The organism is Casimicrobium huifangae (assembly GCF_009746125.1).
Lineage (GTDB): Bacteria > Pseudomonadota > Gammaproteobacteria > Burkholderiales > Casimicrobiaceae > Casimicrobium > Casimicrobium huifangae.
In genome coordinates this window covers 2,023,034-2,038,378 of record NZ_CP041352.1, presented here as the reverse complement: position 1 = coordinate 2,038,378, position 15,345 = coordinate 2,023,034, and the positions used below count along the sequence as shown (strand labels likewise).

At 63.5% G+C, this 15,345-nt stretch carries 14 protein-coding genes; 4 read left to right on the top strand and 10 right to left on the bottom strand.

Annotated features, from left to right (window positions below; genetic code table 11):
• Nucleotides 1-58: 58 nt before the first annotated feature.
• From FKL89_RS09330 to FKL89_RS09300, 7 genes are read right to left on the bottom strand one after another with little or no spacing between them, the layout of a single operon-like run.
• Nucleotides 59-463: a RidA family protein gene (locus FKL89_RS09330; protein ID WP_156862495.1), complete on the bottom strand. Its 405-nt coding sequence runs from the start codon at nt 461-463 to the stop codon at nt 59-61.
• Complete coding sequence (locus FKL89_RS09325) at nt 460-2,109, bottom strand: AMP-binding protein (RefSeq protein ID WP_156862494.1); 1,650 nt, start codon at nt 2,107-2,109, stop codon at nt 460-462. Before FKL89_RS09325 ends, FKL89_RS09330 begins: the two co-directional genes overlap by 4 nt.
• A 28-nt stretch (nt 2,110-2,137) precedes the next feature.
• Entirely contained in the window at nt 2,138-3,331 is a 1,194-nt protein-coding gene (locus FKL89_RS09320; protein ID WP_156862493.1) for an acyl-CoA dehydrogenase family protein, read from the bottom strand.
• A 51-nt stretch (nt 3,332-3,382) separates the two neighbouring features.
• Nucleotides 3,383-4,237: an enoyl-CoA hydratase family protein gene (locus FKL89_RS09315; RefSeq protein ID WP_156862492.1), complete on the bottom strand. Its 855-nt coding sequence runs from the start codon at nt 4,235-4,237 to the stop codon at nt 3,383-3,385.
• Complete coding sequence (locus tag FKL89_RS09310; RefSeq protein WP_156862491.1) at nt 4,237-4,725, bottom strand: MarR family winged helix-turn-helix transcriptional regulator; 489 nt, start codon at nt 4,723-4,725, stop codon at nt 4,237-4,239. The genes FKL89_RS09315 and FKL89_RS09310 overlap by 1 nt, the downstream gene beginning before the upstream one ends.
• Complete coding sequence (locus FKL89_RS09305) at nt 4,725-5,540, bottom strand: SDR family NAD(P)-dependent oxidoreductase (protein WP_156862490.1); 816 nt, start codon at nt 5,538-5,540, stop codon at nt 4,725-4,727. Before FKL89_RS09305 ends, FKL89_RS09310 begins: the two co-directional genes overlap by 1 nt.
• Complete coding sequence (locus FKL89_RS09300; RefSeq protein ID WP_181955232.1) at nt 5,537-7,879, bottom strand: bifunctional salicylyl-CoA 5-hydroxylase/oxidoreductase; 2,343 nt, start codon at nt 7,877-7,879, stop codon at nt 5,537-5,539. The genes FKL89_RS09305 and FKL89_RS09300 overlap by 4 nt, the downstream gene beginning before the upstream one ends.
• 237 nt (nt 7,880-8,116) lie before the next feature.
• Here FKL89_RS09300 and FKL89_RS09295 point away from each other — a divergent pair, with 237 nt between their 5' ends.
• On the top strand, nt 8,117-9,100 hold the full coding sequence (locus tag FKL89_RS09295) for an IS30 family transposase (protein WP_156862488.1): 984 nt from the start codon (nt 8,117-8,119) through the stop codon (nt 9,098-9,100).
• A 112-nt stretch (nt 9,101-9,212) separates the two neighbouring features.
• Here FKL89_RS09295 and FKL89_RS09290 read toward each other — a convergent pair whose 3' ends face one another.
• Nucleotides 9,213-10,823: an NAD+ synthase gene (locus FKL89_RS09290; RefSeq protein WP_420361144.1), complete on the bottom strand. Its 1,611-nt coding sequence runs from the start codon at nt 10,821-10,823 to the stop codon at nt 9,213-9,215.
• A 235-nt stretch (nt 10,824-11,058) separates the two neighbouring features.
• Between FKL89_RS09290 and FKL89_RS09285 the strand changes: the two genes are divergently transcribed.
• The 3 genes from FKL89_RS09285 to FKL89_RS09275 are packed head-to-tail and all read left to right on the top strand — an operon-like array spanning nt 11,059 to nt 14,035.
• Nucleotides 11,059-12,318 (top strand): GNAT family N-acetyltransferase, encoded by a 1,260-nt coding sequence (locus FKL89_RS09285; RefSeq protein WP_156862486.1) that lies wholly within the window; start codon nt 11,059-11,061, stop codon nt 12,316-12,318.
• Nucleotides 12,315-13,205, top strand: a complete 891-nt coding sequence (locus FKL89_RS09280) for a histone deacetylase family protein (RefSeq protein WP_156862485.1) — start codon at nt 12,315-12,317, stop codon at nt 13,203-13,205. Before FKL89_RS09285 ends, FKL89_RS09280 begins: the two co-directional genes overlap by 4 nt.
• Nucleotides 13,202-14,035: an enoyl-CoA hydratase/isomerase family protein gene (locus FKL89_RS09275; RefSeq protein WP_238363565.1), complete on the top strand. Its 834-nt coding sequence runs from the start codon at nt 13,202-13,204 to the stop codon at nt 14,033-14,035. The genes FKL89_RS09280 and FKL89_RS09275 overlap by 4 nt, the downstream gene beginning before the upstream one ends.
• A gap of 9 nt (nt 14,036-14,044) precedes the next feature.
• Here FKL89_RS09275 and FKL89_RS09270 read toward each other — a convergent pair whose 3' ends face one another.
• Both FKL89_RS09270 and FKL89_RS09265 read right to left on the bottom strand, forming a co-directional pair.
• Nucleotides 14,045-14,422, bottom strand: a complete 378-nt coding sequence (locus FKL89_RS09270) for a methylglyoxal synthase (protein ID WP_156862484.1) — start codon at nt 14,420-14,422, stop codon at nt 14,045-14,047.
• The gene (locus FKL89_RS09265; protein ID WP_156862483.1) at nt 14,419-15,345 is read right to left on the bottom strand and encodes a sugar kinase; all 927 of its coding nucleotides are present in this window, start codon (nt 15,343-15,345) and stop codon (nt 14,419-14,421) included. The genes FKL89_RS09270 and FKL89_RS09265 overlap by 4 nt, the downstream gene beginning before the upstream one ends.

Sequence of the window (15,345 nt, the reverse complement as noted above, 5' to 3'; positions counted from 1 at the left end):
TCGTTGTCGGGCGCATAGCCTTTGAAGAAAAGACAAATCCTAACGACAGCTAAGGCGATCAGGCCTTGATGGCGTCCGGCAGCACCGCCGTCACCTCTATTTCCACCTTGGCTCGCGCCTCGACCAGACGAGAGACCTCGACGCAGCTCATGGCCGGAAAATTGCGGCCCATGACCTCGCGGTACACCGCGCCCAGTTCCTTGAGCCGGGCAACGTATTCGTCACGATCAATGATGTACCAGGTCATGCGCACCATGTGCTCGGCTCCTGCGCCGCCGGCTTGGAGGACGGCGAGGATGTTGCGCAGCGCCTGCGCGGTCTGCGCGATGAAATCGTCGGTTTCGAACTGCTGCTGGCCATTCCAGCCAATCTGGCCGCCAACAAAAATCATCGTGCCACGCGCGGCGATGCCGTTGGCGTACCCCTTCGGCGGCAGCCAGTCGGGCGGTTGCAGGAATTTCATGATTGTTTTGCCTCCTGTGCCGTTGCGGATGCCGATGCGATCAACGCGTTGCGTTCCATTTCGCGCAGGCGATGGCGCTGCAGTTTGCCCGTCTCGGTGCGCGGCAGCGATGTCACAAATTCGATCTGGCGCGGGTATTTGTAAGGGGCGAGATTGGCCTTGACGAAGTCCTGCAGCGCTACCCGCGTGGCATCGCTGGCAGCAGCAACATCCTTTAGCACCACATAGGCCTTGACCAGCATGCCGCGCTCTTCATCGGCCTTGCCGATGACTGCGCATTCAGCCACCGCCTCGTGCAGCGCAAGGCAATTCTCCACCTCGGGGCCAGCCACGTTGTAGCCCGCGGTGATGATCATGTCGTCGTCGCGGGCCTGATAGTAGAAGTAGCCGTCGGCGTCCATCATGAACGAGTCGCCGGGGTAGTTCCAGCCGTTGACGACGTATTTCTTCTGCCGGGGCTCATCGAGGTACTTACAACCGGTCGGGCCAATCACGGCGAGCTTGCCCACGGCTCCAGGCGGCAGCGGTTGCCCCGATTCGTCGACCACCTGCGCACGATAGCCGGGAACGACCTTGCCAATTGCACCACGGCGCACGTCCTCGGGCTGGCTGGAGATGAAGATGTGGAACATCTCGGTGGCGCCGATGCCGTCGAGCATCTCGATCCCGCTCGCCTGCTTCCAGAGTTGCCGTGTGGCATCGGGCAGTGCCTCGCCTGCACTGACGCAGATACGCAGCGTGGGCAGTCTGGTTCGTTCCGCGAACACAGCCATGCGCCGGTAGAAAGTCGGCGCCGTATAGCAGATGGTGGCGCCCACGTTGCGAATGGTCTCCACCATCGACTCCGGCGTGTAGGCGCCGTCGGCGAAGTACACACTGGCGCCTGCCCACATCGGAAACACCAGCAAGCCGCCGAGGCCGAAGGTGAACGCCAGCGGCGGCGAGCCGACAACGATGTCGCCCGGTGTAGCACGGAGCACGTGTCGTGGCCAGGCCTCGCAGGCAGCCAGCAGGTCGCGGTGGGTGTGCAGCGCCGCCTTGGGCGTGCCCGTGGTGCCGCTGGTGAAGGCCATCAGCGCGACATCATCGCCATCGGTCTCGGCGGCCGGGCAGTCAGTGCTTTTGCCAGTAGCCCGAGCGTTCAGGTCATCAAAGCTCAGGATGGTCTTCAACATCGGGCAGTCGCGTTGCGCCGCGGTCAACTCATCCATTAGCGGTCGCGCACAAAGCGCGAAGCCGATCTCGCCTTTCTGGATCACCGCTGTCAACTCACGAGCGCGCAACAGCGGCATGGTCGCTACGGCGATGAGCCCGGCCTTCACTGTGGCCAGCCAGCCAATCGCCATATCAATGCTGTTGCCGCCGCGCAGCAGCACGCGGTTTCCTGTGACCAGACCGAAATCTTCGATCAGCACTCGTGCCGTCTGGTTGACGCGGTCAAGCACCTGCGCGTAAGTCAGCACGCCGCGCGCGTCGCGCAGCAGCACTCGCTCGCCGTCGCCGCCCGCGACATGCCGATCAAGCAGTTCCACCACGGCGTTGAGCTTGCCGGGAAATTGCAGCTCGGGCAGTTCGTAGAGCATCTGCGGCAGGTCGGCGACTGCCGGCATGCGGTCGTGAACGAAGCGGTCCATCTGCGTCGTCATCAACAGTTCTCCTTTTGCCCCAATTGCCCTATTGCCCGACCGCACTGAGCGTCGACAACACATGCTTGCCGATGATCAACTGCTGCACCTCGGTGGCGCCTTCATAGATGCGCAGCGAGCGAATGTCTCGATACAGCGATTCAACTTTGCTGCCCACCATGACGCCCAGGCCACCGTGCATTTGCAGCGCGGCATCGATCACCCGTTGCGCGTTCTCGGTGGCTGTCATCTTGGCCATCGCGGGCTCGGCGGTGACGCGCGCGTTGCTGCCACGCCGCACCGCGTCGTCGCGCAGCCAGGCAGCGCGATAAGTCAGCAAGGCACCGGCATCTACATCAGCGGCCATCTGACCGAGCTTCGCCTGGGTCAACTGAAAATCCGCCAGCGTGTGGCCGAACATGCGCCGCTGCTGTGCGTGCTGCGTCGCCTCCACCAGCGCACGGCGGGCAAAGCCCAGCGCAGCGCCCGCAACCGACGCGCGGAAGATGTCGAGCGTCTGCATCGCCAGCTTGAAGCCGCCGTTGAGCGGCCCCAGCAGTGCGGTATCGGGCACGACGCAATCGCGCAACATGACCGTTGCGAGTGGATGTGGTGCCATCACCGGAATGTGCCGACTATCGTCAAGGCCCGCAGCGCTGGCATCAACAATGAACGCGCTGATGCCGCGCGTCCCGGCGTCCGGCTCGGTCTTGGCAAACACACAGTAAAAGTCCGCGATGCCACCGTTACTGATCCAGGTCTTCTCGCCATTGAGCACCCAGCCATCAGCTGTCTTCACGGCGGTGGTCGCGAGCGCGCCGACATCCGAGCCGGCGCCTGGCTCCGAAAGTGCGAAGGCGGCGATTTTCCGGCCTTGGGCGACCGCACCGAGATAGCCCTGTTTCTGGGCGTCCGTTCCGGCCAGCGTGATTGCGCCGCTGCCGAGGCCCTGCATCGCGAAGGCAAAGTCCGCAAGCGGCGAATAAAAGGCGAGCGTTTCGCGCAGCACCACTAGCGCGCGCGAATCAAGCGCCGCCAGTGCACCACCGTACGCCGACGGCACGCACCAGCGCAGGAAGCCGGCGTCGCCGAGCGCCTTCACCCACGTCCGACAAGCCGCCCGGTCATCGCTCTCGTCGATTCGTGGTGCGGTGGCTGATGCCCAGGCAGCGACGTCCACACCGAGCTGGCGATGGACATCATAGAAGAATGGCAGTAACAAATGAGACTGGTCTGGACGCATCGTGCACCCTCTCCCTAACCCTCTCCCACATGGGGCGAGCGAACAAAAAAGTCAGTTCCCCTCAAACACCGGCTTCTGCTTCGCCGCAAAGGCGTGATAAGCGCGATGAAAGTCCTGCGTCTGCATGCAGATGGCTTGTGCCTGCGCCTCGGCTTCAATCGCCTGCTCGATGGTCATCGACCATTCCTGATTGAGCATGGTCTTGGTCATGCCGTGGGCAAAGGTCGGGCCGCTGACCAGCGACTCCGCCAGCGACTGTGCGGCGCCAGTCAGCGCATCTGAGGTATGCAAAGCATTGAAGAAGCCCCAAGCCATCCCCTCGTCTGCCGTCATGGCGCGGCCGGTGAACAACAGCTCCGAGGCCCGCCCCTGCCCGATCATGCGCGGCAGCAGCGCGCACGCCCCCATATCGGCGCCCGCAAGTCCGACGCGAGTGAACAGGAAGGCTGTCTTGGCACTCGGCGTGCCCAAACGAAAATCGCTGGCCAGCGCGACCATGGCACCGGCCCCGGCGCAGATGCCGTCGATCGCTGCGATCACCGGCTGCGGGCACTGGCGAATCGCTCGCACCAGATCACCGGTCATGCGTGTGAACGCGAGCAGTTCGGGCATCGACATCTTCGTCAATGGCCCGATGATCTCGTGCACGTCGCCACCCGAGCAGAAATTGCCGCCCTCGCCGCGTACGATCACCGCCTTGATGTCAGTCGCGTAGACCAGATCGCGGAACAGGTCGCGCAGCTCGGCATACGAATCAAACGTCAGCGGGTTCTTGCGCTCGGGGCGATTGAGGGTGATCTCTGCGACACGTTGGTCTGCCTCACCACGAACGGCGAAGTGGAAGTGTCTGGCCTGATAGTCGGCTAACGGCCGGAAGCCAGGTGCCATCGGGTTGTCGGCGCGCATCAGGCGGTCTCCGTCGTGGTTTCGGTGTGCGGTTGATTGAGATGCTGCTTGACCTTGCCAAGCAGTTTGTAGAGGGTATCCACTTCGCGCGGGCTCAAGCCGCCCAGTGCGTCGGCAATCCAGCTCTCGTGTTCGTGCGCCATGTCGGCGAAAGCCTTGCGGCCAGTCGGCGTCAGACGGATCAGCAGCGCACGACGATCCCCTTCAACCGGCACCCGCTGCACCATGCCTTCGGCTTCCAGCTGGTCAGTGATGCCGGTGACGTTTCCGCCCGTCACCATCAGACGACGTGACAGCTCGTTCATCTTGAGCCCTTCCGGTACGCGCTCAAGCTGCGCCATCAGGTCGAAGCGTGGCAGCGTGGTTTCGAACTGCTCGCGCAGCCGCGTGCGCACGCGCTGCTCGATGAGTTGCGTGCAGGTCAGCATACGCAGCCACAGGCGCAGTTCGTCGCCGTGGTCGGCATGCAGTCTTGCTTCCAGATCCATCAAATCTCCCCGCCCGAGACGCTGATAGCCTGGCCGTTCATTGATTCCGCACCGGGGCTCACCAGCCAGAGCACGGCATTGGCCACCTGCTCCGGCGTCACCAGTTGCGCCTGCGGATTGCTGCGCGCCAGTTCCATCCGGGCAGCGTCGGCATCGCGACCGGTCTTCGCGGTGATGTTGGCCACGGCGGCGGCAACGATGTCGGTGTCGGTGTAGCCGGGGCAGACGGCATTCACCGTCACACGCCGTCGCGCCCATTCCAGCGCCAGCGCCCGTGTGAGACCAAGCACGCCGTGCTTGGCGGCGCAGTAGGCGGCGACGTAGGCATACCCCTTCAGCGCGGCCGTACTGGCAACATTAACGACATGGCGCCACGGTGCTTCTACCGCGGTGTCTTTCGGCAACCCGGCCGCGAAGGCCTGTGTACAAAGCCAGACGCCTTTGAGGTTGATGTCCATCAGCCGCTGAAATTGATCGACCGAGGTTTTCGCAAACGGTGCGCTCTCGGCTACGCCCGCGTTATTAACCAGAATGTCGATTGCCCCGTTGGCATCTCGCGCCGCAGCAAACGCAGCGTTGACTGAGGCTTCATCAGCAACGTCCACGGCAACCGCAAACAAGCGCTGAGTGGTGGCTCTTGTCCGCAATACGGCGATCGCTGATTCAAGTCGCACTGCATCGCGCGCCATCAGCGTGGCGTTCGCGCCAGCTTCCACCAGCGCCTGCGCAATCGCAAGACCGATGCCGCGCGAGCCGCCGGTGACGACAGCGTGCCGTCCGGCGAGCGAGCCTTGATTCACGTCCGTCACGCTCATTGCTCCAGTTGCTTCGCAGCGACTTCAGCTGCCGACAGCCCGGCCATCGCCGCCGCAACTGCGCGCTCCTTCGCCAGATTGCGGTAGAGCTGGTCACGGCCACTCAGATACTGCTTCGGCCAGGACGTTCCGACATCGCCAAGCTTTGCCGCCTCATGCAGCGTCCACGCCGGGTCGGCCAGATGCGGGCGCGCGACGGCGCACAGGTCAGCCCGCCCGGCCGCGATGATGCTGTTGGCCTGATCGCCGTCGGTGATCGCTCCAACGGCGATAGTGCGGATACCCACCTCATTGCGGATGCGATCGGCAAATGGCGTCTGGTACATGCGGCCGTACAACGGTTTGGCATCGCGCGTGGTCTGCCCCGACGACACGTCGATGAAATCAGCACCGGCCCCCTTGAACAGCCTGGCGATAGCCACCGCGTCTTCCGCCGTGTTGCCGCCCGGCGCCCAGTCATGCGCCGAGATGCGTACGCTCATCGGCAGGTGCTCGGGCCACGCCGCACGCACCGCGCGGAACACCTCGAGCGGATAGCGACAGCGGTTTTCAAGACTACCGCCGTACTCGTCGCCGCGATGGTTCGTCAGCGGGCAGATAAAGCTGGAGAGCAGATAGCCATGCGCGCAGTGCAGCTCCAGCCAGTCGAAACCGGCCATCGCGGCGCGCATGGCCGCCTCGACGAACTGCCCGGTAACGTGATGCATGTCGTCGCGCGTCATCGCCCTGGGCACCTGATTGTGCGGGCCGTACGGCACAGCACTCGCCGCCAGCAATGGCCAGTTGTCATCGGCCAACGGTTCGTCGCTCATCTGCCAGCCCAGTTGCGTTGAGCCTTTCGGCCCGCTGTGACCGATCTGCATGCCGATACAGGCGTCGCTGGAGCCATGCACAAAGTCCACGATGCGCTTCCAGGCCAGCGCCTGCTCGTCGGTCCAAAGGCCGGGGCAGCCGGGGGTGATGCGGCCTTCTGGCGACACACAGGTCATTTCGGCAAACACCAGCGCCGCGCCGCCGAGGGCCCGCGCGCCAAGATGAACCAAATGAAAGTCCTGCGGCACGCCTTCGACCGCCGAATACATCGCCATCGGCGACACGACGATGCGGTTCTTGAGCGTCAGACTGCGCGCCTGCAATGGCAGCAGCATCGGCAGCGTCGCCGCTTCGCCGCCACCGAGCCAGCGCTCGTATCCGCCAACCCATTGGCCATCGCGCAAGCGCAGGTTCTCGTGGCTGATCCGCTGCGAGCGGGTCAGCAGTGAATAGGTGAACTGCTCGGCATCCATGCCGGTGTAGCGTTCGACGTTTTCGAACCACTCCATCGAGTTGCGCGCCGCGTTCTGAATCTTCAGCACCTCGACGCCGCGGACGGCCTCGTAGTCCGCCAGCGTGGCCCGCAGGTCGCTATTGCCGTGCCGCTTGAACGAATTGGCCAGCTCGATGGCGTCCTCCAGCGCGAGCTTGGTGCCGGACCCGATGGAGAAATGCGCCGTATGCGAGGCATCGCCCATCAACACCACGGGTACGTCGCCGTTCCAGTGCACCCAGGACTTGCAGATCACGCGCGGGAAGCGGATCCAGTTCGCCGAGCCGCGCAGATGGCTGGCGTTGGTCATCAGTGCATGGCCATCGAGATACTTTGCAAACAGTCGCTCGCAGAACGCGACGGCCTCGGCCTGCTCCATCTGTTCAATGCCGTGGGCCTTCCACACTGGTTCCGGCGTTTCCACGATGAAGGTGGAGGTCTCGCCGTCGTAGCGGTAGGCGTGTGCCTGAAACCAGCCGTGCTCGGTCTTCTCGAAGGCGAAGGTGAAGGCGTCAAACGTCTTTTTGGTGCCGAGCCAGACAAAGCGGCAGAGTCGGGTGTCGATATCCGGCTGGTAGGTGTCGGCATAGCGGGTGCGGATGCGGCTGTTGAGCCCGTCGGACGCGATCACCAGATCGGCGCCAAACTCGGCTGCCAGCGTCTGGTCGTCGGTGACGTCGGTCTCGAACACCAGCTCCACCCCGAGCGCCTGACAACGGGCCTGCAGGATATTCAGCAGCCGCTTGCGGCCAATGCCACAGAAGCCGTGCCCGGTGGTGCGCACGGTGCGGCCCTTGAAGTGAACGTCGATGTCGTCCCAGTGATTGAAAGCGTCGCTAATCTCTTGCGCCGTAACCGGATCGGCCAGTTGTAGATTGCCGAGGGTCTGGTCGGAGAACACCACGCCCCAGCCAAAGGTGTCGAACGGCCGGTTGCGCTCGACCACGCGGATCACGTGCGCTGGGTCCTGCAGCCTCATGAGCAGCGCGAAGTAAAGGCCCGCCGGTCCGCCACCGATGCACAGGATTCGCATGCTCATTCGTCCTTTTCCCGTTGGTCGGGTTTCGAATTGAACGAATTATTGACACCTAAACTATTTACGTCAAGGAATTTTGCCGCCGATCAGCAATTGACGCCGAAACCCATTGAATAAGGGCTAGGCAACAGAAAAGCTGAGTTAAACCACGAACAGTCGCACTTAGGCATTGGGAGGGATGAAGATAAGCGAAGCGCTACCCTTTGGTTTCTTGAAGACTAAAGGACGGTGTTTATGGCTTTCTTCACCCCAGAGAAGAGGATACAACTTGAGACGTTGAGGCAGGCGGGGATGCGGGCAGCAGCCGAGCTGTCGCGGCAGCTCGGCTGCTGCCCGCGCACGGTCGAGCGGGAGCTTGATCGTTGCGCTGGCAAACGCTACAACGCGTACCGCGCGGGGCTTGATCGGCAGCGCTGCGCCGCGCGCTCGGCGGCCAACGTGGTGGTCAAGACTCAGGGCGAGTTGTTGCTGCAGCTCTACGGCTTGTTTGACGAGCCGCAGCGGCTGTCGCCTGAAGGGGTGAGCCTCATGCTGGGTCGACTGCCCAGGGCAGCTGGCAAGCCGCGTCTGTCGTTGTCGACGCCGGCCGTCTACGCGTGGCTCAAACGGGAGCGCATGAGCGACCCGTCCTGCGTGCTCTGGCGGGGACGCTCGGGCACGCGCACAACGACGCGCCACGGTGCGAAGGGCCGCGATACGGGCTGGGCCGCCAAGGCTCAGAGTATCAGCGAGCGCCCCGAGCGCGCTAATCGGCGGCTGGAGCGCAATCATCTGGAGTGCGACACGCTCTGGGGACGTCAGCGCGACGAGCATCGCCTACTGGTGATTCTGGACCGCAAGAGCCGCTACGTGCGGCTGGGCACATTCAAGAAGAGCGCTATTGCCACCGCCATTGGCGCCCAATCGCTGCTTAAAGGCTCAACGCTCAAAACCCTGACCTGTGACCGAGGCGCTGAATTTGCTCGTCTACCGCAGTTCTTCAAAGACAAACTCTTTGTCTGTCACGCCTACCGCGCCGATGAGCGCGGCTCCTGTGAGAACGTCAACCGCTGGCTGCGCGAGTTCTTCCCCAGGGGGCGCTCCATGGACAGCTACTCAGACGACTACGTCGCACAGGTGCAGGACTTCATCAACCGCCGTCCTCGCAAAATCTTGAACGGCTTGACTCCTTACGAAATACACTTCTCTTCGCCGCGCTCGCCGACAGTTCGTACTTAAACGCAGCAAATCGATGAAGTCGACTAATGGCACATTCGAGCTTCAAGCCCAGCGTTGGTGGGCTTCTTCATCAAAAGCCAACAGGCCTGACGGTACGCCGCGCCGAGGAAAACTACTCCCGCCACCCACTCGTAATCGGGTACCGCCAGTCGCGCCCGTAGCCTCGCGGCGTGACGCGCGGGCCGACAGGAGCCTGGCGGCGCTTGTATTCGTTGATGCGCAGCAGCCGCACCACCTTGTCCACGTCCGCCGGCGGCAAGCCCTTCGCCTTGATCTCGGCAGCGGACAGGTTCTGCTCCATGTAAAGCGCCATGATCTCGTCGAGAATCGGGTACTCGGGCAGTGAATCCTGATCGGTCTGATCGTTGCGCAGCTCGGCCGATGGCGCACGGGTGATGACGCGTTCCGGGATCACGCGGCCCAGCGTGTTGCGCCAGTTGGCGAGGTCGTAGACCAGCTCCTTGTCGCAATCCTTGAGCACGCCGAAGCCACCGGCCATATCACCGTAGAGCGTGGCGTAGCCGGTGGTCATCTCGCTCTTGTTACCCGTCGTCAGCACCAGAAAGCCCGTCTTGTTCGAGATGCCCATCAGGATGGTGCCGCGGATGCGCGATTGCAGGTTCTCCTCGCTGGCGTCCACCGGGTAACCCTTGAACTGGTCGGCCAGCGCCGCTTCGAACGCCTCATAGACGGGCTCGATCGGGATTTCGTCGTAACGCACGCTCTGTACGCCGGCCATCCAGCGCGCGTCGTCCAGACTGATGCTGGCATTGAACTTTGACGGCAGCATCACGCAGCGCACGCGGTCGCGCCCCAGCGCGTCAACCGCAATCGCGAGCACGACGGCCGAATCGATACCGCCCGAAAGCCCGAGCACGATGCCGGGGAAGCGGTTTTTGTTGATGTAGTCCTTAACCGCCAGCACCAGCGCGGCATACACGTCGGCAACCCGGCCTTGCGGGCGGTTGTAGCGGACGGGTATCGGGGTGGCGCCCTCAAACTCAACCACGGCGGTGGCCTCGACAAATCCCGGCAACCGCTGCACGACCTCGCCCTTGCCGTCCATCACAAACGACTGGCCGTCGTAAACAATCTCGTCCTGCCCACCCACCAGGTTGCAGAACAGGATCGGCAGCCCCTGCTCCCCACAGCGCTCGCGACACGCGGCTTCGCGGCCGTCGAGATGCTCGGTGTCATAGGGCGAGCCGTTAATCACCGCAAGCACCTGCGCACCGGCCTCGCGCGCGAGCGCCGCCGCGCGCGGGAACCAGATGTCTTCGCAGATCAGCAAACCAACGCGAACGCCGCCGACGTCGACCACCGTCGCCGCGTTGCCGTGCTCGAAGTAGCGCTTGTCGTCGAACACCGAATAGTTGGGCAGGTCCATTTTGCGATAGATGGCCTCAATCCTGCCACCACGCAGCACGGCCGCTGCGTTGTAGAGCCCTGTCTCATCGCGCCACGGCAGGCCAACAATCGCCGCGAGCGTAGGCGGCAGTTGCGTCGCCAGCGCCTCCACCTCAGTCTTGCACGCAGAAATGAACGAAGGCCGCAGCAGCAGATCCTCCGGCTGGTAGGAGCAGATGGAAAGCTCGGGGGTCAGCAGCAGATCGGCATTGACGGCCGCAGCAGACTTCGCCGCATCAAGGATTTTGGCGGCGTTGCCCTTGAGGTCGCCGACCAGAAGATTGAGTTGTGCAATGACAGCTTTCATGCAGTGAATTGTAGGGGTCCATAGTGCCTCCCCTGCGCGACAGGGGGGCTGCGAAGCGGCGGAGGGGTCGAGGCGGTGGCTCGCTCAAATGGTCGCCGGTCGCCAACAACCCCTCTGTCGGCTACGCCGACATCTCCCCTGCGTCGCAGGGAAGACTTGTGTGTTTCAAAGTCTGCCCTGTCTCCTGGGGCTGCGCCGCTGGGGACGGAAGTACTGGCTCGCGGTCATACGGCACAATCTGCCCATGCAAATCGAAGTCGTGGATTCGCTGTCGGACATCCCTGCAGCGGAGTGGGATGCTCTGGTCGCCAGTGCCGGCGGCAACGTCTTTCTATCTCACGCCTACCTGCACGCACTGCACACCACAGGCTGCGCCAGCCCACGAACTGGCTGGACACCGCGCTACCTGATTGCCCGCGACGACTCGGGCTTGCTGCAAGGTGCGCTGCCGCTGTATCTGAAGGCACATTCCTACGGCGAATACGTGTTCGACTGGTCCTGGGCCGATGCCTGGCAACGCGCGGGCGGCGACTATTACCCCAAGCTCCTCGCAGCAGTGCCGTTTACGCCGTGCACCGGGCCGCGTGTGCTGGCCACTAACGACGAGATTGGGCGCGCTCTGATGCACGGCGCGGTTGAACTGGCGAAGCAGTTGCAGGTGTCGAGCCTGCATGTACTGTTTCCGCCGGACGCTGAAGCAGCGCAGTGGCAGGACGCAGGGCTAATGCTGCGGCAGGGCGTGCAGTTTCACTGGCAAAACCACGGCTACCGGACGTTCGACGACTTGCTCGCCAGCATGACGCACGACAAACGCAAACGTATCCGGCAGGATCGGCGCTATGTGCACGAGGCCGGTGTGCACTGGCGTGTCAGTCGTGGTGGGGCGATCAGCGGGGAGGACTGGGCATTCTTCTACCGCTGCTACGAGACTACTTACGCGGCGCATCATTCAACACCTTATCTTTCCGCTGAATTCTTCGAACGCATGGGTCGCGACATGGGTGACGCGGCGGTGCTGTTCATTGGGGAACGTGACAGCCGGGCCCTCTGTTCGTCACTGTGCATTGCCAGCGGAGATACTGCCTACGGTCGCTACTGGGGCACGCTGGAGGCATTGCGTTCACTGCACTTCGAGGCTTGCTACTACCAGCCGATTGAGTGGTGCATCGCGAATGGTTTTCAGCACTTTGAAGGTGGTGCCCAAGGCGCACACAAGCTCGCCCGCGGGCTGCTGCCAGTAGCAACGCATTCGGCGCACTGGCTGGCCGACGGGCGCTTCACCGATGCGGTGCGCCACTTTCTGCGTCGTGAATCGGCGGGCATCGCGCACACAATGGAAGAACTGAACGAAAGTTCGCCGTTCAAATCGCAATCTCCCCTCCCCCTCGAGGGTGGAGGGGCTGGGGGAGAGGGTGACCTTGGCGCAGGCAACACGCTGGATGCATCGCCGCGGCCCCCTCTCCCCGACCCCTCTCCCACAAGGGGCGAGGGGACAAAGCGGTGAAGGTCTTCTACACCGACCACTTTGTCCTGCCGCTCCCGGAGGGTCATCGCTTTCCGATGCGCAAGTATTCGATGCTGCGGGAAGCCGTACAGACCTTCGCGCCACAAACGCTGGAAGAAGCGCCAGCAGCGCGCGACGACGAGCTACTGCTCGCCCATGATGCTGCTTACGTGGCGCGCATGTCGAACGGCACCTTGACGGCCAGCGAGGTGCGCCAGATTGGCTTTCCGTGGAGCCCGGGCATGGCCGAGCGCGCCCGACGTTCGGCCGGCGCCACCATTGCCGCTGCCCGCGCGTCTTTGCGCGACCGCTGCGGCATCAATCTCGCCGGCGGCACGCATCATGCCTTTGCCGACCACGGCGAGGGCTTCTGCTGTTACAACGACGCGGCCGTGGCCGCCCGTGTGTTGCAACGAGACTGCGCCATCGGTCGCGTGCTGATCTGCGACCTTGACGTGCACCAGGGCAACGGCACGGCACGCATTTTCGCCGGCGACGCCAGCGTGTTCACCTTCTCGATGCACGGCGAGCGCAACTATCCGGTGCGCAAGGAGCAGAGCTCGCTCGACGTCGAATTGCCCGACGGTTGCACCGACGCGCCGTACCTCGCCGCCCTGCGTGACCATCTGCCGCGCATCGTGCGTAGCTTCGAGCCGGAGGCGATGATCTATCTGGCCGGGGCGGATCCCTTCGAGGGCGATCGCCTGGGCCGGCTCAAGCTCAGCAAGGCCGGGCTCGCGGAGCGTGATCGCTACGTGCTTACGTTCGCGCGCGAGTGGGCGATCCCGGTTACCGTCACGATGGCGGGCGGCTATGCTCACAACGTCGCCGATATCGTCGACATTCACTTCAACACTGTCCGCACAGCTTTCGAGGTTTTCACGTGACCACGCCCTCGCCTGATTCATTCAGCTCCGCCGATTCGCCGATCCTGATCGCACCGCATCCCACCATGCCCGGTGTCGCCACCTTCACGCTCAATCGCCCGAAGGCGCTGAACGCGCTGGATATGGCGATGACCCGCGCGCTGGTACCGGCGATCCAGCGCGTCACCCAGGACCCGGCGATCCGCGTTGTCATCGTGCAGGGCTCCGGTGAACATTTCATGGCCGGCGGCGACATCAAGAGCTTTGCCGAGACACTCTCGGAACCCGGCAGCGAGCGCAAAAAGCACTTCATGGACTTGATCAGCACGGTACATGCCGGTGTCGAGTTGCTGCAGCGCTCGGATGTCATTGCCGTCGCCAAAGTGCGCGGCGCCTGCGCCGGATTCGGCCTGAGTCTGGCCATCGGTTGTGACCTCACCGTCGCGTCCGACGACGCCTATTTCGCCAGCGCCTACAAGACCATCGGCCTGACGCCCGACGGTGGCCAGTCGTACTTCCTGCCGCGTATCGTTGGCGTCAAGAAGGCGCTGGAGCTGGTGCTGCTGTCGGAACGCATCAAGGCGGACGAAGCGCTGCGACTGAGTCTGGTCAACAAGGTCGTCGCTGCTGCCGAGCTCGATGCAACGGTCGATCGTATCGCGGCCAGTCTGGCGGCGAGCGCACGCGGCTCGATGGCTGGCGCCAAACGACTGCTCACCACGTCGCTGGGCAATTCACTGAGCGAGCAGCTCAACGCGGAGCGTGAGAGCTTTTCGAACTGCGCCGCCAAGGACGACTTTGTCGAAGGCATTCGCGCGTTCATCGAGAAACGCCCGCCGAAATTCTCCTGATCTGCGCGCCTATCGGCCCAGAGACTGGATCACCAGCTCCGCTGTCGCCAGATTGGTCGCCACCGGCACGTTGTGCACATCGCAAACGCGCAGCAATGCGGTGATGTCCGGCTCGTGCGGCTGCGAGGTGAGCACGTCGCGCAGGAAGATCACCGCACCAATATTGCCCTCAGCAATCTCGGCACCGATCTGCAGGTCGCCGCCTTCGGGGCCGGAGAGCACGCATTCCACGTCGAGCCCCACCTCGCGTCCCAGCAAGCTGCCCGTGGTACGCGTTGCGATCAGCGTCTCGCGGCGCAACGCATCGGCATGAGCGCGCGCGAAGGCGACCATGTCGGGCTTGCAGCGGTCATGCGCAATCAGCGCAATGGCACGGCCCGTGCTCATACCTGCGCTGCCAGAAACGCCTTGACGCGATCACGATTCGGGATCGCGGCGATCGCGCCATAGGCAGTGGTGGTCAACGCTGCTGCTGCGTTGGCATAGCGCACGGCGTCAAGCAGCGCATCTCCCGCTACCAGCCGCGCAATCGCGGCGCCGGCGAAGCAATCGCCAGCGCCAGTGGCATCGACAGTATCGACCACGAATGACGCCATCTGGATCACGTCGGCACCCTGCCCCTGGCTGATCTGCACGCCTTTGGCACCGAGCTTGAGCAGCACCACCTGCGCGCCCAGGCTGTGCGCCCATTTCATGATGGTCTCGTAGTCCTCGCTGCCCGACAAGTCTCGCGCATCTTCAAAGGACGGGAAGAAATAGTCAGTCAGCGGCAGGATCTCCGCCAGCGCTTCCCGAGCCTCGGAGAGCGTCCACAGCCGGGTGCGCACATTGGCATCAAACGCGGTGCTGACGCCTGCATTGCGCGCCTCGCGGAACAGCGAGAACACCGCCGCCCGCGCTGTCTCGGAAATGGCCTGAGTGATGCCGCTGGCGTGCACGAACGTGGTGTCGGCAACCAAGTCGGGGTCAATGTCACCCGGCGCGAGTTTTGTCGCCGCCGAGCCGGCCCGGGCGTAACTGAACTGGTGCCCGGCAGGTCCGTGGTGAATGAAATAGCCACCGGTGCTGGCGCGATCATCCACTTCGACCTGCGAGCAATCAATGCCCTCGTCCTCCCACAGCACGCGCAACTGCGCCCCGAATGGATCATTGCCCACCCGCGTGATGTAGCCGACACTGGCGCCCTGCCGAGCGGCGGCAATGCAGAAATTCATGGTGTCGCCACCGTAACCCAGCGTGTACTTGCCTGGCTCGGACGGAATGGCGCTCATTTCCCACAAGGGTTCGCCGAGGGATAGGATGTCAGGCAT

Bases quoted from the DNA above. Each gene is read 5' to 3' on its own strand.
- FKL89_RS09330 (WP_156862495.1), bottom strand. From the start codon at position 463: ATGAAATTCCTGCAACCGCCCGACTGGCTGCCGCCGAAGGGGTACGCC.
- FKL89_RS09325 (WP_156862494.1), bottom strand. From the start codon at position 2,109: ATGACGACGCAGATGGACCGCTTCGTTCACGACCGCATGCCGGCAGTC.
- FKL89_RS09320 (WP_156862493.1), bottom strand. From the start codon at position 3,331: ATGCGTCCAGACCAGTCTCATTTGTTACTGCCATTCTTCTATGATGTC.
- FKL89_RS09315 (WP_156862492.1), bottom strand. From the start codon at position 4,237: ATGCGCGCCGACAACCCGATGGCACCTGGCTTCCGGCCGTTAGCCGAC.
- FKL89_RS09310 (WP_156862491.1), bottom strand. From the start codon at position 4,725: ATGGATCTGGAAGCAAGACTGCATGCCGACCACGGCGACGAACTGCGC.
- FKL89_RS09305 (WP_156862490.1), bottom strand. From the start codon at position 5,540: ATGAGCGTGACGGACGTGAATCAAGGCTCGCTCGCCGGACGGCACGCT.
- FKL89_RS09300 (WP_181955232.1), bottom strand. From the start codon at position 7,879: ATGCGAATCCTGTGCATCGGTGGCGGACCGGCGGGCCTTTACTTCGCG.
- FKL89_RS09295 (WP_156862488.1), top strand. From the start codon at position 8,117: ATGGCTTTCTTCACCCCAGAGAAGAGGATACAACTTGAGACGTTGAGG.
- FKL89_RS09285 (WP_156862486.1), top strand. From the start codon at position 11,059: ATGCAAATCGAAGTCGTGGATTCGCTGTCGGACATCCCTGCAGCGGAG.
- FKL89_RS09270 (WP_156862484.1), bottom strand. From the start codon at position 14,422: ATGAGCACGGGCCGTGCCATTGCGCTGATTGCGCATGACCGCTGCAAG.
- FKL89_RS09265 (WP_156862483.1), bottom strand. From the start codon at position 15,345: ATGCCTGACATCCTATCCCTCGGCGAACCCTTGTGGGAAATGAGCGCC.